The sequence below is a fragment of the Acinetobacter sp. genome (genome assembly GCF_036666595.1).
Taxonomy (GTDB): Bacteria; Pseudomonadota; Gammaproteobacteria; order Pseudomonadales; family Moraxellaceae; genus Acinetobacter.
In genome coordinates this window covers 26582-47528 of record NZ_JAVWVO010000004.1, presented here as the reverse complement: position 1 = coordinate 47528, position 20947 = coordinate 26582, and the positions used below count along the sequence as shown (strand labels likewise).

General features: G+C 43.3%; 24 protein-coding genes, 2 tRNA genes and 1 pseudogene. 15 read left to right on the top strand and 12 right to left on the bottom strand.

Features of this window, described 5'->3' with window-relative positions; all coding sequences use genetic code 11:
* Positions 1–193: 193 nt before the first annotated feature.
* The 4 genes from ompR (at position 194) to RR876_RS07145 (ending at position 4929) form a co-directional block, all read left to right on the top strand.
* Positions 194–958, top strand: coding sequence for a two-component system response regulator OmpR (gene ompR / locus RR876_RS07160; protein ID WP_004691545.1), 765 nt, complete (start codon positions 194–196; stop codon positions 956–958).
* A gap of 238 nt (positions 959–1196) precedes the next feature.
* Positions 1197–2657: an ATP-binding protein gene (locus tag RR876_RS07155; RefSeq protein WP_125273607.1), complete on the top strand. Its 1461-nt coding sequence runs from the start codon at positions 1197–1199 to the stop codon at positions 2655–2657.
* Between the two features lie 206 nt (positions 2658–2863).
* Entirely contained in the window at positions 2864–4381 is a 1518-nt protein-coding gene (locus RR876_RS07150; RefSeq protein WP_004978127.1) for an acetyl-CoA hydrolase/transferase family protein, read from the top strand.
* 128 nt (positions 4382–4509) lie between these two features.
* A complete protein-coding gene (locus RR876_RS07145) occupies positions 4510–4929 on the top strand; it encodes a GNAT family acetyltransferase (RefSeq protein ID WP_332476373.1) in 420 nt (139 codons plus the stop codon).
* Positions 4930–4939: 10 nt separating this feature from the next.
* On the opposite strand, the gene RR876_RS07140 is transcribed toward RR876_RS07145, so the two are convergent.
* The 4 genes from RR876_RS07140 to RR876_RS07125 all read right to left on the bottom strand — a co-directional run bounded on the left by RR876_RS07140 (position 4940) and on the right by RR876_RS07125 (position 6687).
* Entirely contained in the window at positions 4940–5692 is a 753-nt protein-coding gene (locus RR876_RS07140) for a class I SAM-dependent methyltransferase (protein ID WP_332476372.1), read from the bottom strand.
* A gap of 142 nt (positions 5693–5834) precedes the next feature.
* Positions 5835–5910: transfer RNA gene (locus tag RR876_RS07135), tRNA-Phe, on the bottom strand.
* Between the two features lie 137 nt (positions 5911–6047).
* Positions 6048–6123: transfer RNA gene (locus RR876_RS07130), tRNA-Phe, on the bottom strand.
* A gap of 186 nt (positions 6124–6309) precedes the next feature.
* Positions 6310–6687: a GNAT family N-acetyltransferase gene (locus RR876_RS07125; RefSeq protein WP_004691552.1), complete on the bottom strand. Its 378-nt coding sequence runs from the start codon at positions 6685–6687 to the stop codon at positions 6310–6312.
* A gap of 92 nt (positions 6688–6779) precedes the next feature.
* Between RR876_RS07125 and hisB the strand changes: the two genes are divergently transcribed.
* From hisB to hisA, 5 genes are all read left to right on the top strand, one after another.
* Positions 6780–7373, top strand: coding sequence for an imidazoleglycerol-phosphate dehydratase HisB (gene hisB / locus RR876_RS07120; protein WP_004691554.1), 594 nt, complete (start codon positions 6780–6782; stop codon positions 7371–7373).
* Positions 7373–7990 (top strand): imidazole glycerol phosphate synthase subunit HisH, encoded by a 618-nt coding sequence (gene hisH, locus RR876_RS07115; RefSeq protein WP_332476371.1) that lies wholly within the window; start codon positions 7373–7375, stop codon positions 7988–7990. The genes hisB and hisH overlap by 1 nt, the downstream gene beginning before the upstream one ends.
* 288 nt (positions 7991–8278) lie before the next feature.
* On the top strand, positions 8279–8791 hold the full coding sequence (locus RR876_RS07110) for a DUF805 domain-containing protein (RefSeq protein WP_332476370.1): 513 nt from the start codon (positions 8279–8281) through the stop codon (positions 8789–8791).
* Positions 8792–8903: 112 nt separating this feature from the next.
* A complete protein-coding gene (locus RR876_RS07105; RefSeq protein ID WP_332476369.1) occupies positions 8904–9572 on the top strand; it encodes a 3'-5' exonuclease in 669 nt (222 codons plus the stop codon).
* Positions 9573–9651: 79 nt separating this feature from the next.
* Positions 9652–10383, top strand: a complete 732-nt coding sequence (hisA, locus tag RR876_RS07100; protein ID WP_004691558.1) for a 1-(5-phosphoribosyl)-5-[(5-phosphoribosylamino)methylideneamino]imidazole-4-carboxamide isomerase — start codon at positions 9652–9654, stop codon at positions 10381–10383.
* Between the two features lie 76 nt (positions 10384–10459).
* Here hisA and RR876_RS07095 read toward each other — a convergent pair whose 3' ends face one another.
* Positions 10460–11008, bottom strand: coding sequence for an XRE family transcriptional regulator (locus RR876_RS07095; RefSeq protein WP_094148590.1), 549 nt, complete (start codon positions 11006–11008; stop codon positions 10460–10462).
* Between the two features lie 91 nt (positions 11009–11099).
* Between RR876_RS07095 and RR876_RS07090 the strand changes: the two genes are divergently transcribed.
* Positions 11100–11999, top strand: coding sequence for a DMT family transporter (locus RR876_RS07090; protein ID WP_332476368.1), 900 nt, complete (start codon positions 11100–11102; stop codon positions 11997–11999).
* Between the two features lie 71 nt (positions 12000–12070).
* Here the strand turns inward: RR876_RS07090 and RR876_RS07085 are convergent.
* The 4 genes and pseudogenes from RR876_RS07085 to RR876_RS07070 form a co-directional block, all read right to left on the bottom strand.
* Positions 12071–12196: pseudogene (locus RR876_RS07085) on the bottom strand (hypothetical protein); the annotation flags it as partial.
* A gap of 8 nt (positions 12197–12204) precedes the next feature.
* The gene (locus RR876_RS07080; protein ID WP_332476367.1) at positions 12205–12597 is read right to left on the bottom strand and encodes a hypothetical protein; all 393 of its coding nucleotides are present in this window, start codon (positions 12595–12597) and stop codon (positions 12205–12207) included.
* A 28-nt stretch (positions 12598–12625) separates the two neighbouring features.
* The gene (locus tag RR876_RS07075) at positions 12626–13255 is read right to left on the bottom strand and encodes a DUF1294 domain-containing protein (RefSeq protein WP_332476366.1); all 630 of its coding nucleotides are present in this window, start codon (positions 13253–13255) and stop codon (positions 12626–12628) included.
* A 13-nt stretch (positions 13256–13268) separates the two neighbouring features.
* Positions 13269–14219 (bottom strand): homoserine kinase, encoded by a 951-nt coding sequence (locus RR876_RS07070; protein ID WP_332476365.1) that lies wholly within the window; start codon positions 14217–14219, stop codon positions 13269–13271.
* A gap of 110 nt (positions 14220–14329) precedes the next feature.
* Between RR876_RS07070 and hisF the strand changes: the two genes are divergently transcribed.
* Together hisF and RR876_RS07060 are read left to right on the top strand one after the other, a co-directional pair.
* Positions 14330–15091 (top strand): imidazole glycerol phosphate synthase subunit HisF, encoded by a 762-nt coding sequence (gene hisF / locus RR876_RS07065; protein WP_332481851.1) that lies wholly within the window; start codon positions 14330–14332, stop codon positions 15089–15091.
* Positions 15092–15165: 74 nt separating this feature from the next.
* Positions 15166–15627: a hypothetical protein gene (locus tag RR876_RS07060; protein WP_332476364.1), complete on the top strand. Its 462-nt coding sequence runs from the start codon at positions 15166–15168 to the stop codon at positions 15625–15627.
* A gap of 337 nt (positions 15628–15964) precedes the next feature.
* On the opposite strand, the gene RR876_RS07055 is transcribed toward RR876_RS07060, so the two are convergent.
* A complete protein-coding gene (locus RR876_RS07055) occupies positions 15965–16603 on the bottom strand; it encodes a hypothetical protein (protein WP_332476363.1) in 639 nt (212 codons plus the stop codon).
* Between the two features lie 110 nt (positions 16604–16713).
* On the opposite strand from RR876_RS07055, the gene RR876_RS07050 reads away from it, so the two are divergent.
* Positions 16714–17715, top strand: coding sequence for an AraC family transcriptional regulator (locus RR876_RS07050; RefSeq protein ID WP_332481848.1), 1002 nt, complete (start codon positions 16714–16716; stop codon positions 17713–17715).
* Between the two features lie 131 nt (positions 17716–17846).
* Positions 17847–18533, top strand: a complete 687-nt coding sequence (gene aqpZ / locus RR876_RS07045; protein ID WP_087011827.1) for an aquaporin Z — start codon at positions 17847–17849, stop codon at positions 18531–18533.
* A gap of 83 nt (positions 18534–18616) precedes the next feature.
* Here the strand turns inward: aqpZ and RR876_RS07040 are convergent, their stop codons facing one another.
* The gene (locus RR876_RS07040) at positions 18617–18862 is read right to left on the bottom strand and encodes a hypothetical protein (protein ID WP_078389518.1); all 246 of its coding nucleotides are present in this window, start codon (positions 18860–18862) and stop codon (positions 18617–18619) included.
* 76 nt (positions 18863–18938) lie between these two features.
* Positions 18939–20027: a DNA/RNA non-specific endonuclease gene (locus RR876_RS07035; RefSeq protein WP_026056401.1), complete on the bottom strand. Its 1089-nt coding sequence runs from the start codon at positions 20025–20027 to the stop codon at positions 18939–18941.
* Positions 20028–20284: 257 nt separating this feature from the next.
* On the opposite strand from RR876_RS07035, the gene RR876_RS07030 reads away from it, so the two are divergent.
* Positions 20285–20893 carry a hypothetical protein gene (locus RR876_RS07030; RefSeq protein ID WP_332476361.1) on the top strand — a complete coding sequence of 203 codons (609 nt, stop codon included), beginning with the start codon at positions 20285–20287 and terminating at the stop codon, positions 20891–20893.
* Positions 20894–20947: the final 54 nt, after the last annotated feature.

Genomic DNA, 20947 nt, shown 5'->3' with positions numbered 1-20947 from the left:
TTAAATCTTATTTTTAGGTATTCTTTGCCATTTTTTTCTATGGGCTAAGATGTATACATTTGGTATCTATGTCTTGATTTTACCTGCAATATTTGTTGCTTTAGAGCATAGTAAAGACATACAAATGAGTCGTATACTCAAGACTATCCCGACTTTTGTTTACGATGACAATAAAGAATAAAGGAGCACTTCAATGAGTTTAGTTGTACCTGCTGAAAAAACAGATGCTGTACATAGCGATGCAGATCGCGTTGAACGCATTTTAGTGGTAGATGACGATGTGCGTTTACGTACGCTACTCCAACGCTTTTTAGAAGATAAAGGCTTTGTGGTGAAAACAGCGCATGATGCAACCCAAATGGATCGTCTCTTACAGCGCGAACTGTTTTCACTGATTGTGCTCGACTTCATGCTTCCTGTTGAAGATGGCTTAAGTATCTGCCGTCGTCTACGCCAATCCAATATTGATACGCCTATTATTATGCTTACCGCTCGTGGCAGTGATTCAGACCGTATTGCAGGTCTAGAAGCGGGTGCAGATGATTACTTACCGAAACCATTTAATCCAAATGAGTTGTTAGCACGTATTCGCGCTGTACTTCGCCGCCAAGTGCGTGAAGTTCCAGGCGCACCAAGCCAACAAATGGAAGTCGTCAGCTTTGGGCCATGGTCACTTGATTTATCAACACGTACCTTAACGCGTGAAGGTCAAGTTGTAACCCTAACTACAGGTGAGTTTGCGGTCCTGAAAGCCTTGGTACAACATCCACGTGAGCCTTTGACTCGCGACAAATTGATGAACCTTGCGCGTGGCCGTGAATGGGGAGCAATGGAACGTTCGATTGATGTTCAAGTATCGCGCCTACGTCGCCTTGTGGAAGAAAACCCTGCTCGTGCACGTTATATTCAAACGGTTTGGGGTGTAGGTTATGTGTTCGTACCAGACGGCGCGGAATAATAAGCTCCAATAATGTAAACGTTCACCGAACTTATTGTCCCTAAAAAGCCATTCGCTGCTGTTTGAGCCAATTTTATTTTCAAGGCTCGTCAACTTTATTGCGAGTTCAGCGAATGGCAAAAGTTTTGGTTACTTTTTAAAACTAACAGAATGAGCTCCTTCTATTACTGATAAAAACGGTAAGACTCTGCTGTATCTTTCAGTAATATTGATAAAAAATAGTCCACAGGAAGCTGGCGTGAAACTCGAACCCATCGACCCTCAAAAGTTTACAGATTACGAAGCGTATTCAGAACGGAAACGCACACGTTGGGAACGCTTTTTAGATAAAATCAAGCCGCGCTCTGCTGCCATGCGTACCACCGTACTGGTACTCTTCATTGTATTTTTCAGTTTATTTATGTCCTTGTGGTTCTTTTGGCGCACCTTATATCTTCCAGAAATCCAACAACATGCTCGTTATCTTGCTGTTGAAATAGAAATTCTCAACAACCCCGATTTACGGATTTATCATCAAAATACTGAAGTCGATGTCGATGACTGGCTAAGAAGCCGCGTCGGGATTGAATACGTCACCGATCCCAAAGAATATCCCAATGTCAAAGATAAGGTCATCGCCGAATTCTTTACCAACCAAATTGAAGCTAAGCTGGCCAAAGAATTAAAAGTCGAACATGCCACGGTGTATTTTCAGTTTAAACCTAGCCCGCGCATTTGGATTCAAACCCCTGAAATGAACGGCAACTGGGTCCGCGAACCCCTGAAAACCTATGCCAACTACAGCCCTGAGTTAATTTTCGGCTGGTTACTCGGCGTACCACTTATTGCAGCAGCCATTATTTTAACCTTGGTTCGTCAGCTCAATCGCCCGCTGCGTCGTCTGCAAAATGCTGCCAACAGTTATAGTAAAACAGGCACAGCGCCGTATTTAGAGACCAATCACGGCCCCCAAGAAATTCGTGAGGTCAACCAAGCGTTTAATCACATGATTTACACCCTAGATCAGACTGAACGTGACCGCCGGATTATGTTGGCAGGGATTTCACATGACTTACGCACCCCACTGACCCGTATTCGACTCAGTGCGGAAATGATGCCCGATGATGATTTTTTAAAAGAAGGGCTGATTTATGACGTTGAAGATATGGACGCGATCTTAAATCAGTTCATTTCCTATATGCGTGATGGTTCGGATGAGGAAATCCAAGACACCGATTTAAATATGCTGTTACAAGAATTGGTGGTGCAATTCAAACCGTTGGATATTCGTTTTGAACCTGCCGAATTACCGATTATTCAGGCACGTAGTCTGTCTCTTAAACGCCTGATTGGTAATTTGATTAATAATTCAAAACGCTACGGTGCTGAGCCGATTGAACTTTCCGCAACAGTGGAAAATGAACATATTTTAATTAGCGTAGCAGACCATGGTGAAGGTATTCCTGACGATCAAATTGAAGAGCTTATGCAACCTTTTGTACGTGGGAATGAGGCAAGAACAGTCCAAGGCAGTGGTTTAGGTCTCGCCATTGTGAAACGCATTGTTGACATTCACCAAGGTCAGCTCAGCATTCATAATCGGGAACAAGGCGGACTTGAAGCGATTATTTCGCTGCCTCTTCATCACAATCAAGATGTTGAAATTTCCAGCAACAACCCACTCGAAAAATTAAAGCAAACCTTGGTTGAGCATTTTTAAACCTTGTACAATAGTTGATCAATCGATTTTGTTCAACTATTCAACAATTTAATTTTACCAAATATATTTCAATTACTTACAAATCATCAGAATCCCTTATACCCACATTTTTTCAAAAAATTAGACCTTAGCCTAACAGGTATGCACAATGTCGTTCTTGATCGGTACAATCGGTGCCAGATCCAGAATATTAACGAGAGTAAACCATGTCTTTAGATCGTATCCGTTTAGCTTCACTTCACGATAAAGTCATCAGTGCGGAAGAGGCGTCTGCTTTTATTGAAGATGGCATGACTGTAGGTATGAGTGGCTTCACTCGTGCTGGCGAAGCGAAAGCTGTACCTTTGGCATTGGTTAAACGTGCACACACAAATCCTTTAAAAATCACATTAATTACCGGTGCTTCTTTAGGTAATGACCTAGACAAGCAATTGACTGAAGCGGGTGTACTGGCTCGTCGTTTACCATTCCAAGTGGACAACACTTTACGTAAAGCCATCAACAATGGCGAAGTGATGTTCATTGACCAGCACTTGTCTGAAACTGTTGAGCAAATGCGTAACCTTCAGTTGAAAAAGCCAGATGTAGCGATCATTGAAGCAGTTGCGATCACTGAAGATGGCGGCATCATTCCAACAACATCGGTAGGTAACTCTGCAAGCTTCGCAATTTTCGCAGAAAAAGTGATTGTTGAAATCAACACCAACTTAAGCCCTGCATTTGAAGGCTTACACGATATTTACATCCCAACTTACCGTCCAACACGTCAACCAATTCCATTGACTCAAGTGGATGAGCGTATTGGTACGCACGCGATCAATATCGATCCTGCAAAAATCGTGGGTATCGTCATCAACAACGACTTACACGACTCTCCATCAACGGTAACTGCGCCAGATGATGAAACTCAAGGCATTGCAGATCACTTAATCGCTTTCTTTGAAAAAGAAGTGGCTGAAGAGCGTCTACCGAAAAACTTAGGCCCATTACAAGCAGGGATTGGCTCAATTGCCAATGCTGTACTCACAGGCCTTAAAGATTCGAACTTCGAAGACCTTGTCATGTACTCAGAAGTACTCCAAGACTGTACCTTTGAATTGATTGATGCAGGTAAAATGAAATTTGCTTCAGGTTCATCAATTACCCTTTCAGCTAAATACGGCGAGAAAGTATTTAATAACCTTGAAGCGTACAAAGATAAATTGGTTTTACGTCCACAAGAGATCTCAAACCACCCTGAATTGGTTCGTCGTTTAGGTATTATCGGCATCAACACTGCACTTGAATTTGATATTTACGGTAACGTGAACTCAACTCACGTTTGCGGTACGAAAATGATGAACGGTATTGGTGGTTCAGGTGACTTCGCACGTAATGCACACTTGGCAATCTTCGTAACCAAATCAATTGCAAAAGGTGGCGACATTTCTTCAATCGTACCGTTTGCGTCTCACATCGACCATGCTGAACACGACGTTGACATCCTTGTCACTGAACAAGGTTTGGCTGACCTGCGTGGTTTAGCACCGCGTGAACGTGCTCGTGCGATTATCGACAACTGTGCACACCCACTTTACCGTGATGCATTAAACGACTACTTTGATCGTTCATGTGCAAAAGGCGGTCATACACCTCACCTCCTTCGTGAAGCGTTGTCTTGGCATTCTAACTTTGAAGAAACAGGCCACATGCTTCCTGTTCAAGCAGAAGCGAAATCAGCTTAATTTAAAGTTTAAAAAAAACGCCCCATTGGGCGTTTTTTTATGTCTGTTGAAAAGTGCAATAAAACACTTATCAAAATAAAAAAACTCAATTAATCTAAAGGCATCCAAAAAATAAAAATGCCAAGCTCATGTTCATTATTCGCCCCTATCTCGAAACAGATTTAGAAGACGTCATTGCACTTTGGGAGGTGTGCGACCTCACTCGCCCTTGGAACAACCCTGAAATTGATATTTTTAGAAAAACTGCGCAAAAAGATGGTTTATTTTTACTGGCTGTTAAAGATGAACAACTCATCGCCACATTGATGGGTGGTTATGATGGCCATCGCGGCTGGATTAATTATTTGGCAGTACATCCACACTTTCAACGCAATGGAGTCGCAACTGCACTCATACAGCAGCTCGAGAAGCGCCTGATTGCGTTAGGTTGCCCCAAACTACAACTGCTTGTACGTAAAGAAAACATCGAAGTGCAAAGCTTCTATGAGCAGCTGGGCTATGAGGAAATCGAAGTCGTGTGCTTTGGTAAACGTCTGATTGCTGATTAAGCTCAGACACTCAATGCGCCGATACAGGCAGACGACCCAATCTTAAAAAAATTGGAAATTTAAGCTCAAAGAGTTGGTTCGCGTGATCATCCAACGCAAAGAATCCTTTGAACTCATATAAGGGATCATCTGAATTTTTTGCTCGATAATGTTTCAGTGCAGACCATGTATTTAAATAATCCAACAATTGAGCAGCAGACCATTGAAACGACATCGACAATTCAGGCGCCGTTATTTCTTCAAAGGAAAAAGGAATCGTCTGATAGGCCTCGTCGATATAACGTCGTTCGGCATCCCAATAGTCTTTCAAAGTCTTAAAATAAAGTCGCTCAATACCCCCCTGTAACTCAGGTTGCTGTAGCTGAATTAAACCATAGCCAATGACCGCCAAAATACCTTCAGGTCGTAAAGTCCGTCGCACTTCTGCATAAAAGCCATCAAAGTTAAACCAATGAATGGCTTGAGCCACCGTGATTAAATCAAAACTCTGCGCGGCAAAACTGGTGTGCTCTGCAGACTGAACTTGATAACTGACATTTTCAAAATAAGGTGCATGTTGTAACTGATGAGCACTGATATCTGTCGCCACCACGGCATCAAAATGCGGCGCCAACAATTGAGTCAATTGCCCCGATCCTGCACCACAATCCCACGCAAATTGAGGAGTTACTACATGCTTGAGTATTTCTTGAATCAAACTCGCTGGATAACTCGGCCGTGCGAGTTGATAAAGCTGACTTCCCGATGAAAAGAGGTCTTTCATAAGCCATTCTCAGTCTTATTTTTAACTCAAAATTAGCACATTCTCCAATAGCAAAAGCATGATTTTGTCCAACATCTTTTACAATCGCGCTTTTCATGAGACATAAAAAAACCCCAAACATTGTTTGAGGTTTTTTTGAATATGGTGGCGAGACCCAGGATCGAACTGGGGACACACGGATTTTCAATCCGTTGCTCTACCTACTGAGCTATCACGCCGATGCCGTGTATTAAGCCGTATCTCGGATGAATAGTCAATAAAAATCATCACTTTTTTTATTTGATCGGATAAATTTCAGGCAAAAAAAATCCCTGATGGGATCAGGGATTGAAATCTTTAAATAAGATTTTGAATATGGTGGCGAGACCCAGGATCGAACTGGGGACACACGGATTTTCAATCCGTTGCTCTACCTACTGAGCTATCACGCCGATGTCGCGTATTAAACAATTTAAGCGAAGCAGCGTCAAGTCCGTTTTCAAAAAAACCATTTGAGTGTTTACTTTTACAGCAAACCCAGCGCCCTTCGTACATTTTTTGAGTCATTCTTTGCACTTAAAGCGTGTCACCATCACTATTCATGAAAAAAAGCAGCCCAAAGACTGCTTTAAAAAAGCTTAAATTTTACCAATGTGCTCTAAGCAACGGTGAATCGCACCACAGCCTGGCTCGAACACTTTCACACCTTTGGCCTCTTCCATACGACAGACTTCTTCAACCAGCCGCTCCGCAACTCCTCGTCCACGGTTAGCAGGATGTACTACGATGTATTCTAAGGTTTTATTTTCACCCTGCCCACTACACCAAATGGCGCCAATGACTTTAGTATTAAATTCTGCGGTGTAAAGTAAGGTATACTGAGCTAGATTTTGCTCAAGTTGTTCTACGGCATCATGCCCATCGCCAAATTCAGGACTGGTGTCGTACAGTCGCTCTAGCTGGCTGCGCAACTCTTCTTTTTCCAGTGAAGTATAAGCGTGTACGGTAATAGGCATTGATAAACCCTCCTGAGCAATCTAATATGCGGTGACTTCGTTACGACGAAGCATTTTACATCAATTATTTGACGTCTTTGAGGAACGTGTCTATGACAGAACGTATCAGTGAAGTGGTAAGAAATACCAACGAAACCAAAATTCGAGTTCGTGTAAACCTCGATGGTACGGGTCAAGGCACGCTCAACACAGGTATTCCCTTTTTAGATCATATGATTGATCAAATCAAGCGACATGGCTTATTTGATATTGATATTGAATGTGATGGTGACTTGGAAATTGATGATCACCACACGGTTGAAGACTGTGGTATCACGCTTGGACAGGCTTTTGCCAAAGCTTTAGGTGACAAAAAAGGTTTACGTCGTTATGGTCATTTTTATGCACCGTTAGATGAATCTTTAAGCCGTGCTGTGGTGGACTTATCAGGCCGTCCGGGTTTGTTTATGGATATTCCATTTACCCGCGCCATGATTGGTCGTTTTGATGTGGATCTATTCTCTGAGTTTTTCCAAGGCTTTGTGAACCATGCGCTCATGACGGTACACATTGATAACCTCAAAGGTAAAAATAGCCACCACCAAATTGAAAGTGTGTTCAAAGCGTTTGCGCGTGCACTTCGTATGGCCTGTGAGATTGACCCACGTGCAACCAACACCATTGCTTCAACCAAAGGTAGTTTGTAATGACCCGTATTGCCCTTCTTGACTATGGTATGGGTAACCTACACTCAGCAGCAAAAGCGCTTGAGTATGTTGGTGCAACGGTCGATGTGACCAATGATCCCAAGCTAGTGGCTCAAGCTGATAAAATTGTTTTCCCTGGCGTAGGTGCTATGCGTGACTGTATGCAAGGCATGCATGAAGCAGGGATTGATGAAGTTGTTCGTCATGCAGCATTTAATAAGCCTGTATTAGCGATTTGTGTGGGTATGCAAGCGCTGATGCAGCGCTCTGAAGAAAATGGCGGAGTCGAGGCTCTCGGTATTTTTGAAGGCAGCGTGAAACGCTTTCCTGATGTAGACGGCTTGAAAGTCCCACATATGGGTTGGAACCAAGTTCATCAGGCCGATCCGAGTCATCCAATGTGGAAAGACATTGATCAAGATGCACGTTTTTACTTCGTGCACAGCTTTTATGTTGAACCGAAGAACTCTGGCATTGTGGCGGCGACCTGTGACTACGGTTTAGAGTTCTGCACGGCAATTCATCAAGAAAATTTGTTTGCGACCCAGTTCCACCCTGAAAAAAGTCATACCGCAGGTTTGCAACTGCTGAAAAACTTTGTGGAATGGAAAATTTAATTCATTCCAGCTTCTGTTTGATTGGAAAAGCTCAACTTCGGTTGGGCTTTTGTTTATCCCAAATTGATGCACCTAGACTCAAAATAAATCAGAAACAGCTTAAGTACATGAGGCGTGTGACCTCACTCCTGTACCTTTCAATATATAAAATCGTTGCTTTACAGCAGACTAGTCTACTCAAGATGACTACGATGCCTTTTCATTGTCACCAAATTTGATTATGATTTGCCTGCTTTTTAGACATTTTTATTTATAAAAACTTAATTTACAACGATAAGGTAAGTCACTATGACTCAATATGCACAAGAATCTGCGCTGAATGCCGCAGGTCGTTTCGGACGTTTTTCATATCTTGCATGGAACTGTCTGCTTGCTATTGTAGCTGCGATTATCATTGGTATTTTTGCCGTGATTTTTCCAACAACTTTCATCAATATGGAAACAGGCAACTTTGGTGGCGGCATGATTTTTCTTGCTGTGATTTATATTGCAATCTTCTATTTCACCTTCGTATTTACCATTCGTCGCCTACATGACCGCAACCATACGGGCTGGTTATCACTCTTGATGCTGGTGCCTCTTGCCAACGTGATCTTAATGCTTTACCTGATTTTCGCACCGGGTGATGATCGCAGCAACAGCTATGGCTCACCACGCCCAACCGCAGGTTGGGAAGCTGTTTTAGCGTGGATTTATATCCTACTTTTTGTTATTGGTATTTTAGCAGCAATTGCTCTACCTTCTTATCAAAGCTATATACTGCGTGCCAATCAATCACAGATCGAAATGCAACAGCAATAAAAATGCATTCTGCCATCTTTGATTGCACTTAAAGCCTGCTTCTTGCAGGTTTTATTTTGCCTTTAAAATCAAAAACCACTAGTCTGAAATAAAAGCATGCCTCAGATATAACATGAATAACTCTCTCCCTAGCTTCCCCATCCCTAACAAAGAACAAATTCGAATTTTGCCTCGTTTTCAAAATTTGCCAATGCAAGCGATTCATGTCATTCAAAACTTAGAACAGTGTGAAGCAATCCGCGCTGAACTAGAACAGGTTTCCATCTTCGGTTTTGACAGCGAGTCCAAACCAACCTTTCAAGTGGGAGAAGTCTCCACGGGTCCGCATTTAATTCAACTGGCCAGCGTCGAGCGTGCTTATTTGTTTCAAATGAGCCCACCCATTTGGAGCTTCCTTGCGCCATTTTTGGCGAATCCCGCCCAACTCAAAGTGGGCTTTGGTTTAAAAAATGATGCCCATCTATTCCGTAAAAAAGGTTTTGAGCTCAAGGGTGTGGTTGAGCTGTCAAAATGCTTTGCAAGCTTTGGCTTGACCAACTCTGTCGGCATTAAAAATGCCATCGCCCTGCTGTTTCAACTCAACTTCCCCAAAAGCAAAAAAGTCAGCACTTCAAATTGGGCGAGGAAAGTACTCACGCCTGAACAAGTTGACTATGCTGCTGCCGATGCCTATGCCGCGCTGTTTGTTTTTGAAGAATTGCGGCGTTTAGAGCGACTCCCAAAAGATATTTCCAAAGAATTAGAGAAAACAACAAAACCTTGTCGTCATGAAAAGCTGTAACAGATGCTTAGAAAATTGCCAATACTTTGCTAAGATGACGGACATTGATTTTATTTAAGATTTGGCTAGGAGCGAAAGCATGCTGATCATCCCTGCAATTGACCTGAAAGATGGCAAATGTGTTCGTTTAAAACAAGGTCGTATGGAAGACGATACGGTTTTTTCTGATGATCCTGTTGCAACTGCACAGCACTGGGTAAATGAAGGCGCGCGTCGCTTACATTTGGTCGATTTAAATGGTGCTTTCGCTGGTACGCCAATTCATAAACCTGTGGTTGAAGCCATTGCTCGCGCGCAACCTGAACTGCCAATTCAAATTGGCGGCGGTATTCGTTCACTAGAAACCATTGAACACTACTTAGAAGCGGGTGTGTCTTTTGTCATCATTGGCACAAAAGCTGTTCAAGACCCTGAGTTTGTTGAAGAAGCATGTAAGAAATTTGCAGGTCATATCATTGTCGGCATCGATGCCATGAATGGCATGGTGGCCACCGATGGTTGGGCCAATGTGACGGATGTGAAAGCCACAGATTTAGCCAAACGTTTTGCCGATGCGGGCGTATCAAGCATTGTCTATACCGACATTGCACGTGACGGGATGATGCAAGGTGTGAACGTTGAGCAAACTGTTCAACTGGCACAATACTCTGGCCTACCTGTGATTGCATCAGGTGGTGTGACCAACCTTGATGACGTACGTAACCTCAAAGGTCAACCGGGTATTTTGGGTGCAATTACCGGTCGTGCGATTTACGAAGGCAGTTTAAACCTCCGTGAAGCACAATTGCTGTTAGATGAACAATCGCTCTAATTAGAGAATTTAAAAAAGAGGTCTATGGACCTCTTTTTTATGCGCTAAATATCAGTGTGTAAGATCTGCATCTTATTTAATAAATCGCATTACGAATAAACTTTAACGGTACAGTTCCACGGTTGATATATTGGTATTCGATGGCACTCGAAAAAACAATCGACTCACCTACACCTAAGACTTTCATGTCGCCTGCCAGATCCAAAGTTAGCTCACCCTCCATCACATAGAGCATCTCACGCCAACCTTCTGGGTCAGGTTCTGCACTATAGTGCTCATTTGGGGCAAGCACCCATGTCCACAATTCAACTTTTTGTGTTGCTGCCGCCGAAGCCATTAATTTTGCTTCACTGTGTGCTTGTGTGCCTTGCCAAGCCAAAACATTGACCACCGCTTGCCCTTGCTGTTCAGGCGCAGCAATAATCTGTACAAAATCGACCTCAAGCACATCGGCAATCAAGCTCAGTTTCGCCAAACTAATATTGTCCTGCCCTGATTCAACTCCAGCCACCATACGACGGCTTAAACCAGCCAAATCCGCCAGTTGTTGCTGGCTCAAGCCTTTTAAACTTCGATAATGACGTACATTTTGACTGACGTGTTGTAGTACCGCAGGAGACTTCATAGAGATAAATCAAAAAAACATTGAGCAATATATTGCACATAAAAACAAAGCATGACAAGCTATGTGCAATATATTGCACATTAGTTCTTTTATGTTGAATACTCAGCTCGGTTCTAAAGCGCCTGTCATTGCGCTGATTCTAATTACCTTTATTTGGGGCGGTACTTTCTTGGCCGTGAAATACGCCTTAAATTTCAGTTCCCCCATGTTCTTTGTGGGTTGTCGTTTCGCCTGCGCCGCTACGATTATTGGCTTATTTTCCTATCAACATTTAAAGCACATCACCCAACAGGACTTGTGGGCGGGTGCACTCATTGGCTGTATGGTCACTATTGGCTATGGCACACAAACGGTCGGACTACAAACAGTCAGTAGCAGTGAATCTGCCTTTTTAACTGCACTGTATGTGCCTTTGGTACCTGTATTGTTGTGGCTAATCTTTCGTAAAGTGCCCCATTTTATGATTTGGATTGGTGCGCTCTGTGCGTTTATGGGCTTAGTCTTACTTACAGGCAATAGCCTAAATTCAATTTCACTGAATTTTGGCCAGACCTTAACCCTACTCGGTGCAATCGCTATAGCGATGGAAATTATCCTGATTGGTTATTTTGCCCCAAAAGTCGATATTGGTCGAGTGACGGTGATTCAACTGGCAGTTGCCTCTGTGCTCGCCTTTGCAGCCATGCCATTGGCAGGTGAACACCGCATTCCAGACTTTTCATGGCCTTTACTGAGTATCGCACTCGGCTTGGGGCTTGCCAGTGCCGTGATTCAATATGTCATGAATTGGGCACAGCGCTCAGTCAATCCATCTCAAGCGGCAATTATTTATGCAGGAGAGCCTGTGTGGGCGGCACTATTTGGGCGCCTTGCAGGAGAACGCTTAGCACCACTGGCTTTGTTGGGCGGACTTTTGGTGGTGTTTGGTATTATGATCAGTGAATGGAAACCGAAACTGTTAAAATCGAAAAAGAACGTCGAACAACTTTAGCCGATCTCTGAAAAGCAAAACTACTGAATCGAGTGATCAATGGTCATTGATTCAGCAGTACGGTCAGGTGTTTAGAGTGACACCCTCTTGCCCGGGTTCATCATTGCTCCCAGTCCATACATGCTTTTCGCTATTGGAATGACCAATAGCGCCAGTGCACAACCAAAAGGAATGTTCTGATGGTGAATACGGGTCAACCTGTTTTTTATTGATACATCGGTTGATTGTCTTTTAAACGTATAATGCCTTTAATGGCACGATACACAATCCACACCCACGACAACCCAATCACAGCCACACAGAAAGTTGAAGCACCGAGTGCGACACCTGCGAAAGCTGTGGCATTTTCACCCGTAAAGAATAAGAAAATAAATGGCACAAAGGCAATCACGTTCCAAATCAAATACCACCAAAAGGTGCGAATCTGCCAAGTAAAATGGCTCTCAAAAATGGAACCACGCACAGAACCACGCTTCACATAATTAATCACTAAAGCAATAATGGCTAAAATCCCTGCGGAAAAAATCGCAACGATATACAAAATATAAAGAATAAAAGTCAGACTACGATTCGGATCTTGATCGACTGAATAATTCATATTGTCCCTCATGAAGTGGGCTTGAACTTTAAATAGGCAAACTATTAAAAGGAGAAATAAGCCATAAAATTAAAAGAATATTGAATAGAATTGTACAAAAGTAAATCTTTCTAAACGGTTGTTTTTGTGTTTTATGTCGTAGCTTTTGCTGTGCTAACCATGCTACAGGCCAACCGCCTAAAAATGAAAGGAGATGCAACGTATTTTCAGGTACACGGCGCTGCCCATTTTGCGCAGCTTCTTTATCTTGCGCATAGAACCAATAACTGGCCGCATTCATCACACTAATCAACAGCAGCACCAATCCACTCAAACGCCCCAGGAGTACCAATAGTGCCAAAAACACGATGTATGCCACCGACACGATTTGCATTGGACTCCAGCGTTGACCCGGTTCGGTCTTTTCCGGTGAGACTTTTTGGGCACGACTCTTTTGGGTTTGGGATGCTTTTAAATAACTGACTTGCTGTGCACGATAACGCCCTTGCGCATCCACAATCACGTTGTATTCCAACGCACAGCCTAAAATAGGACGAGGACCTTGCCGTGCAAAGTCCTTGATATGTAAAAACACGCGATCTTTGCTGTCATCGTTGGGCTGAATAAAGCCATAGCCTTTTTCATCAAACCATTCAACGAGTCGTCCTTGGTCACGCATTTTTCTTTCCTATTTAAGCAGTTACAAATTTTAAGCGGTCAATCACCATATTACGCATTTCGGCAGGATTTTTCTGCAAAATGTCACCCCCCGTACGACCTTGTGCTGCATTTTTTTGTGCCACTTGTAAACGCATCATCCAAAAACGCGCAGCGGCCATTGCCAGATACAACTCTAGGCAAGATTTTTCATCAGTCGTCAAAGGGCGAATGCTTTCATAGGCGTTTAAAAATGCGATAGCCTTATCTTCATTTAAGTGCACACTTGGATATTCCGTACAGAAGTCATTCAGGGTAATTGCAATATCAAACAAGAACTCATCTTTATTCAGTTCATAAAAGTCTAAAATGCCTTTAAGCTGATTGCCCTCAAATAAAGTGTTGTCACGGAATAAATCCGAATGGATAAAGCCCTTTGGACGATTCGGATAAACCGCCGATAATGCCTCATATAACCCCAACAACTTATTGAGTAGTGCTTGATCCGCCTCACTTAATGTCGGTTTCATCTGTAATGCTACAGCGAGCCAGTAGTCATGGTCACGGTATTCTGCACGCTCCAGTGGAAAATTTTGCAGTGCGACGTGCATTTGTGCTTGTGCAACCGCAATCGCCTCGGCTTGCTCAAGGGTCGCAGGCATGGGGTGTTTACCCATCATCCGTGGGGCAATTTGCGCAGGTTTATCTTTTAAACTATGAATGGCTTTGCCTGAGTGACTTAAAGGTACAGGAACCGCTAAACCAGCCTGACCTAAATGCTCAAGTACAGGAACCAACTCGCCTGCGCCCTGTTCATCCATTTCTTCAAATACAGTCAATACATACTGCACAGCATTTTCACACACAATAAAATAGTTCGTATTTTGAATACCGCCTTGAATTGGGATCAGATCGATTACCTCAAGTCCATAAGGTGCTGCAAACGCCTGAACTTCCTGTAAAGTCAAAGTGGTATAAACCGACATATAAAACCTGCAAAAAAACTTACATAAGTTTGATAGAATACCCGCTCCGACTATTAAGGTGTAGCATCTAAGTCGCGAAGTTTCATAATCGGCTGTTATTTTTGGAAAAAATTATGCTAGCTAAACGTATTATTCCTTGCCTCGACGTAGACAACGGTCGTGTAGTGAAAGGTGTTCAATTCCTTGATATTCGTGATGCAGGTGACCCAGTAGAAGTAGCACGTCGATATAACGAACAAGGTGCTGATGAAATTACCTTCTTAGACATTACCGCAACTTCGAATGGTCGCGACACGACTTATCGTACGGTTGAACGTATGGCTGAAACGGTTTTTGTTCCCTTAACGGTCGGTGGTGGCGTTCGCAAAGTTGAAGACATTCGCCTCTTACTCAATGCTGGCGCGGACAAAGTCAGCATTAACTCAGCAGCGGTGTTTAACCCAGAATTTGTACAAGAAGCATCGCAACGCTTTGGCGCTCAGTGTATTGTGGTTGCGATTGACGCGAAAAAAACGGGCGAGAACAAATGGGAAATTTTTACCCATGGCGGCCGTAAACCAACGGGCATTGATGCGATTGAATGGTCCGTGAAAATGGCCAACTTTGGTGCAGGTGAACTGCTCATTACCTCGATGGATGCCGATGGTACCAAAGCAGGTTATGACCTCCAGTTGATGCGTCAAATCAATGACCGCGTGACTATTCCAACCATTGCTTCGGGCGGTGTCGGTAACTTACAACACTTGGCCGATGGTATTTTAAAAGGTGGCGCAGACGCTGTACTGGCTGCTTCGATTTTCCACTTTGGACAACACACCATTCCTGAAGCGAAGAAATACCTTGCAGAGCAAGGCATCGAAATGCGTCTATAAACAGACCATAACCGTAAAGCCTATGAAAAGAGTGCTTTCGAGTACTCTTTTTATCATTTTAAAGATGAGAAAAAATGTATCACTTAGAACTAATCTTATTTATTTGTGGTCTATTGATCTGTTTTGTTTTCATCCTGTTGATGAAGAAATATGCTGACCGCCCTTTCGGTATGCTGGCCGTACTGTTACTCCTCGGTTTATGCCTGTTTAGCTATATCAGCTTCTGCAAATACCAGTTTAAACAGTATTATGAAAAAGCGATGATTGCACCTGATCAAATTCGGGCTTGTGGTATTTTTACACAATGGTCAGAGGTCACCCATTATCGACGGCACAACATCAGTACTGAAAAAGTGTTTTACTTTCAGAGTGATCGACAAGGTTTTTTATTTAGCAATAGTCCGCGTGCCAGACAAAGCTTTCCTGATCTCAAAACCTTAAACATCAACGAGCATGTTTGCTTTCAGTTTTCTCCTGACTATACCGATGAAATGGATCGCTATATTTTAACGGGCTTTAAAAAGCAGACGAATTAAAAGGCTCAGTTACGCTGTACTTCGGCACAGCTGAGCTAATGCTAAGTCGAACAGTACTATCGATTATGCAGCAGATGTTAAAGCTTAGAATGTTCGCTGGCTCTTGACCACAATTACGCTCTCAATTTTTGAGATAAAAAAAGGGAGTCTTGCGACTCCCTATAAACCTAGAATAACTACAACATTGTCTTGTTAAACTGGAAAATGAAAAATGACGTACTAGTGCTCATGAGATGATTTCACCTCATCAACAGCTTTACTATAGAATGTTCAAATGACGAAATATTGACAATACATACCAATATTATTGACAAATCACGACAAAATACCTATTCAGTTATCCTGCAGCCGTTTCAGTCGTCTGCACTGAGTTCAGTGTAATCGCTTCTGGTGCCTTAACCCATTTTGCAGGGAAGACCTGATTGACCCACTGGGTGAGCTTATTCGACACCACTTGGGGTAAAGCAATACCCAACGGATTTTGCTCTTGCAAATCCAATGAGGAAATGACCCGCGTTCCTAAAATATAATCAAACCATGGCTTGGTCACACACCAGTTGGCATCCTGATTGGAGTTCATATGATGGTCATAATGCCAAGGAATCTTACGCATTGCCCAGTCTGGCTCTAAGTGCGCACGGCGGTGGATGTAGTAATAATTTCCTGCACTGTACAACACAGACAAAGTCATGCCTTTGGAGACAGGATAAAATAATGTCCCAAACACACCCGCCACGACAGCGAGTGACACGATTTCATTTTTGGTACGCCAGTTGCTCCAACCTTCAACATAACCATGATCATGAAATGTGGTTTTCCGCACTTCTCGATGATGCTCCCAATGCGATTTCATGCTGTCAGGCACGGGGCTATAGCGTGGCTTTCCAGCACGGTGTGTTCCATGCAAAATATATTTATGTGCAACCCACTCAAACGCATTGGCAACCACCAGTCCTGCGACAAAACCCTTCCACATGGCAAATTCCTCCTATATTCAGATTGAATATAATGTGGAAACTATGCTAAATATTGACCCTAGCATTCAAATTCATTGACAAATTACGACAAGAACAATAGAGCCAATCAATGCAACATTTCAAAGACTACACAGGTTCTGTCTACGGTGGACTGGGGCATTTACTCTATGCCTATTGCCAAGCCGTGGGCTACCCAATTTCTGAACAACTTGAAAAAGCACAGAACTTAGAACGTTTTGATTATGCCCTGTGGTTAGAGTTACTGAATGATCTTGACAGCCATCTTCACATCCCTGCGCTCGGACTTGAGATTGCAAAGTATGTACAGCCCAAGCATTTAGGCATTTTGGGCTATATTGCGCTGTCCTGCGAAAATTTAGGCGAAGCGCTCACCCGTTATCATGACTTTCACCGCCTCATTTATGATGGCAGTTCACTGTATGTGGCAGTTGAAGGGGAAAATCTATGCTTTGGTTGGGTGGAGATGCCGATTGAACTCACCACACAACTCAGCAATGAAGTGGCGATGGCGCTGATCATTCAGTTTATGAAGCACTTTGTCGCCCATGACGACATCCAGCTCAGCGAGGTTCATTTTACTCACCCAGCCCCGAAAAATACGGCACTGTATGAGCAGTACTTTAATTGTAAAGTTCGCTTCTCTCAAAGCCGGCCGATGATGATGATTCCCCTCAGCGAATTATCCCTGCCCTTTCAGCAAGGTGATCAAACCCTGCAAAAACTGCTCTTACAACAAGCAGAAGCCTTACTGGAAAAACTTCCCAACTCTACTCACATCGATCAGCGCTTACAGCATGCGATTTTAACGGGCCTACAAAAAAACCAATATCAAATTGAACATATTGCACGGCAACTGAATTTTTCAGTCCGACAGCTGCAACGTTACTTACAACAACAAGGCACGACCTACCAACAGCGGATGCAAGAAGTCCGACGTATTTTGGCGGAGCAATACTTAAAAGATCCTCACCTCAGCTTACAGGAAATTGCACTGTTGCTGAGTTACTCTGAACAAAGTGCTTTTCAACGTGCCTTTAAACACTGGACTCAAGTCACACCTCAGCAGTGGCGTATCGAGCATTTTCACTAAAATCTGATGTGTTTGATCCACGTCATCAGGATGTCATGCTTTTTTTGTTAAATTGATTGAAAAACGAGCATTTTCTCGTTAAATATAAAGTTCTACGCGAATAAAACATCAATAACTACAAAAGGCGCATTATGAATAAATATCTTGCTGAATTCATCGGAACGTTTTGGTTGGTCTTCGGAGGCTGTGGCAGTGCCATTTTTGCAGCAGCTTTTCCCGAGTTAGGCATCGGCTTTCTTGGCGTTGCTCTTGCCTTTGGTTTAACCGTTTTAACCGGTGCCTTTGCACTTGGACATATCTCTGGCGGTCACTTTAACCCTGCGGTCAGTGTCGGCTTATGGGTCGGTGGACGCTTTGATACCAAAGATCTGATCCCCTATGTGGTCTCCCAAGTGGTCGGTGCAGTTTTAGCCGCTTGGGTGCTATACCTGATTGTCCAAGGCCAAGCGGGTTTTGCCGGTACAGGAGGCTTTGCGACCAATGGTTATGCCGAATTGTCACCAGGAAAATACTCTTTAATCTCCGCTTTAATGATTGAAATTGTACTGACTGCAATGTTCTTGATCGTAATTATGGGCGCCACAGACAAACGTGCGCCTGCTGGTTTCGCGCCAATTGCGATTGGTTTAGCCCTAACCTTGATTCACCTGATCAGTATTCCTGTGACCAACACCTCGGTTAACCCTGCACGAAGTACAGGTGTTGCAATATTTGCTGAAACAGCCGCGTTAAGCCAACTCTGGTTGTTCTGGGTTGCTCCGATTGTCGGTGCCATTATCGGCGCTATTATTTATAAAATTTTAGAAAAAGAGGATTAATTTTTTCTCTATCCATTAATAAGAAAAGCCCACAATCTGTGGGCTTTTCTTATTGTTCCACATGGAACATAGATAGGCTTATGTTATAAAAACGGATTGTCAATTTCATCCGACTGCGGACGTTCAATTTTCTCAGGAAGCTGTGCTTCACTTTCAAGCTGTTGCACAATGGCATTCAGATACGCTTGCAATGCTTTGGCCGCAGCTAGGCCAGCTTGGTCTTTGGTGAGTTGTAAATTGCCATAAATACTGACGCAGTCCGTGTCATTTTCAAGGGTCAGATCATGAATGGCATGGGACTCGTTACCTTGTACAAAAGGTTTAAACATTTTATTTTTACTCTTGTTTGTTTTTCAGGCATCAGGTGATGCAGTCGAATGTCTATACATCCAACTGCCTAGAACTTTAACGTAACAGCTGCAAAATATATTGCAATAAGGCGTCGACTAATTGTTTCACAATCGCATCTTGATCCGCCGCATCAATACCCGTGCCCTTTGTTACGGTGCTACCACTACTCGACTGAGTAGAGCCCGATTTAAAGTTTTTTTGTAAGGCTTTGAGCTGCTCGGATGAAACCTCTTCAGCACACTGACTTTCCGCATCCCAATGTGAGTATTGAATTGCACTATTGGCTTTAACCGCCGTTGCTGTCAACGGGAGCTTATAGGTATTACGTTTTTGCTCTTCTGTCAGTTGTGGAAATAAATTCACACCCAACTGCTCTTCCAAATAGCAGACACTGACAATTCTTACCTGCTGTGAATTATCATTCGGTGCGTAATAAGCACCGATTGCACCCGTTTTTGGCATATAGACCGCTTTGTAAACCGCACTCGGTACAATCACTCCCTGACCAATGGTCTTGAGCTTTTTGCCCTGAAATACTGGCCCAGTCACCACAAAAACATCGAGTTTTTGCTTGGTCACAAGCGCTCGTGTGGCTTCTTCCAATTCACGCCACACTTGCTGATTATTTTTAGGGGCCTGTGGCACCATGTTGGCCAAAGAAAAACTGTCGAATTGTGCGGCTTTGTTGGGCATATCAGCATTCGGTGCCATATGTCCACGGTCATAGCCTGAACCACGGTAGTCCGACAATGTCGCTCGATGTTCAGTTGCAACATTATTTTCTTCATGAAAACTATCTTCACGTGGAATTTTTTGGCTCAGGCGCTGCGGCGTCAGAGCCTCTGCAACCCAGAGGGGGGTTTTCGAAACGCCCGAATACATCACATTAAAACCGTTAAAGCACAGTGCGTAGCTGTGTTTACTTAAACTTTCTTTGAGTAAATAAGGCGGAATTTCCCGATAAAATTGTTCTAAACAGGCTGAATTTGAGCTTGGGCTTAAAGACACGTATTGCTGAATTTTTTCTTGACCAAAGGCAATCGCAAAACTTCCCGTTGCCACCAATCCTAAAATCACTTTCAGGCCATTTTGATTAAACATGTTAAAGACTGACTTACCTGAACTACTTTTCTTCTTCGCCATCACAACTACAATAAACATCGGTTTTTCACGAGCTTAACAATCAGCGTATACGAAGTATATCGCTCGAGCTCTATTCGCATAACAATTAAACAAAACGCCATATTTAGATGATTTTGCATGTAACAAAATGTCTTTTTTGTAGAGTTTTTCTACGGCAACGTGATGCGATTGCGTATCTTTGATTGCTGTCGCTTCAAAAAATATGCCAAGGTAAAAATGAATCGAACGAAATAATACATGCAATTTACGGAGTTCTTATGCATTCTAAGATTTTAGCTTCTCTTGGTTTAATCGGCACAGTGATAAGTGCTTCAGCCTTCGCCGAGCCACCTATCCAACCGGGTGACACCTTAGAAAGTCTCTCTCAAGCCAAAGTCACTACTACTGTTAATGGTCAACCGGGTTCTATTCAAGAACTCGTAAGCTCAGGGCAAATTAAATTGCTTGATCCAAATGCAGCACCTATCAGCCCAGCGGGCCAAGGTGCACCCAATGACCAAGTAGTGATGCCAACCGCACCACAGAGTGAAGCACCTGTTCAACAAGCCGCACCTGATACCACAGCGCAACAACAAGTCGCTGCGACTCCAACAGAGCAACATCCGCTGGCACCAAATGCAGAACTCTCAGCACAACAAGCTGAAGCGGCGTTAAATGATGCTGTCGCACCCACGGCAAATACAGACATGAATGCTGCCCCAGCTGCTGCACCGCAATTAGATTCATCAGCAGAGGCACCTGTCAATGCGGTTGAGCCTGATTCACTGCCATCACCAGATGCTCCTGCTCAGGCACTTCCTGACGCTTCAGCAGAACAGCCTGTTCAAGCAATGCCTGAAGCACCTGTAAATGACCCAATGAACTAAGACTTCAGCTGATTTATCCTCCAAAAAAAACCAGCATATGTGCTGGTTTTTTAT

Excerpts from the sequence above, each read along its gene's own strand:
- RR876_RS07060 (WP_332476364.1), top strand. The coding sequence starts at position 15,166 with ATGTATCACTTAGAACTAATCTTATTTATTTGTGGTCTATTGATCTGT.
- ompR (WP_004691545.1), top strand. The coding sequence starts at position 194 with ATGAGTTTAGTTGTACCTGCTGAAAAAACAGATGCTGTACATAGCGAT.
- hisH (WP_332476371.1), top strand. The coding sequence starts at position 7,373 with ATGACCCGTATTGCCCTTCTTGACTATGGTATGGGTAACCTACACTCA.
- RR876_RS07040 (WP_078389518.1), bottom strand. The coding sequence starts at position 18,862 with ATGTTTAAACCTTTTGTACAAGGTAACGAGTCCCATGCCATTCATGAT.
- hisA (WP_004691558.1), top strand. The coding sequence starts at position 9,652 with ATGCTGATCATCCCTGCAATTGACCTGAAAGATGGCAAATGTGTTCGT.
- RR876_RS07140 (WP_332476372.1), bottom strand. The coding sequence starts at position 5,692 with ATGAAAGACCTCTTTTCATCGGGAAGTCAGCTTTATCAACTCGCACGG.
- RR876_RS07070 (WP_332476365.1), bottom strand. The coding sequence starts at position 14,219 with ATGTCGGTTTATACCACTTTGACTTTACAGGAAGTTCAGGCGTTTGCA.
- RR876_RS07105 (WP_332476369.1), top strand. The coding sequence starts at position 8,904 with ATGAATAACTCTCTCCCTAGCTTCCCCATCCCTAACAAAGAACAAATT.
- RR876_RS07145 (WP_332476373.1), top strand. The coding sequence starts at position 4,510 with ATGTTCATTATTCGCCCCTATCTCGAAACAGATTTAGAAGACGTCATT.
- RR876_RS07030 (WP_332476361.1), top strand. The coding sequence starts at position 20,285 with ATGCATTCTAAGATTTTAGCTTCTCTTGGTTTAATCGGCACAGTGATA.
- RR876_RS07035 (WP_026056401.1), bottom strand. The coding sequence starts at position 20,027 with ATGGCGAAGAAGAAAAGTAGTTCAGGTAAGTCAGTCTTTAACATGTTT.
- RR876_RS07080 (WP_332476367.1), bottom strand. The coding sequence starts at position 12,597 with ATGAATTATTCAGTCGATCAAGATCCGAATCGTAGTCTGACTTTTATT.
- aqpZ (WP_087011827.1), top strand. The coding sequence starts at position 17,847 with ATGAATAAATATCTTGCTGAATTCATCGGAACGTTTTGGTTGGTCTTC.
- RR876_RS07050 (WP_332481848.1), top strand. The coding sequence starts at position 16,714 with ATGCAACATTTCAAAGACTACACAGGTTCTGTCTACGGTGGACTGGGG.
- RR876_RS07125 (WP_004691552.1), bottom strand. The coding sequence starts at position 6,687 with ATGCCTATTACCGTACACGCTTATACTTCACTGGAAAAAGAAGAGTTG.
- RR876_RS07095 (WP_094148590.1), bottom strand. The coding sequence starts at position 11,008 with ATGAAGTCTCCTGCGGTACTACAACACGTCAGTCAAAATGTACGTCAT.
- RR876_RS07055 (WP_332476363.1), bottom strand. The coding sequence starts at position 16,603 with ATGTGGAAGGGTTTTGTCGCAGGACTGGTGGTTGCCAATGCGTTTGAG.
- RR876_RS07110 (WP_332476370.1), top strand. The coding sequence starts at position 8,279 with ATGACTCAATATGCACAAGAATCTGCGCTGAATGCCGCAGGTCGTTTC.
- RR876_RS07150 (WP_004978127.1), top strand. The coding sequence starts at position 2,864 with ATGTCTTTAGATCGTATCCGTTTAGCTTCACTTCACGATAAAGTCATC.
- RR876_RS07075 (WP_332476366.1), bottom strand. The coding sequence starts at position 13,255 with ATGCGTGACCAAGGACGACTCGTTGAATGGTTTGATGAAAAAGGCTAT.
- hisB (WP_004691554.1), top strand. The coding sequence starts at position 6,780 with ATGACAGAACGTATCAGTGAAGTGGTAAGAAATACCAACGAAACCAAA.
- RR876_RS07090 (WP_332476368.1), top strand. The coding sequence starts at position 11,100 with ATGTTGAATACTCAGCTCGGTTCTAAAGCGCCTGTCATTGCGCTGATT.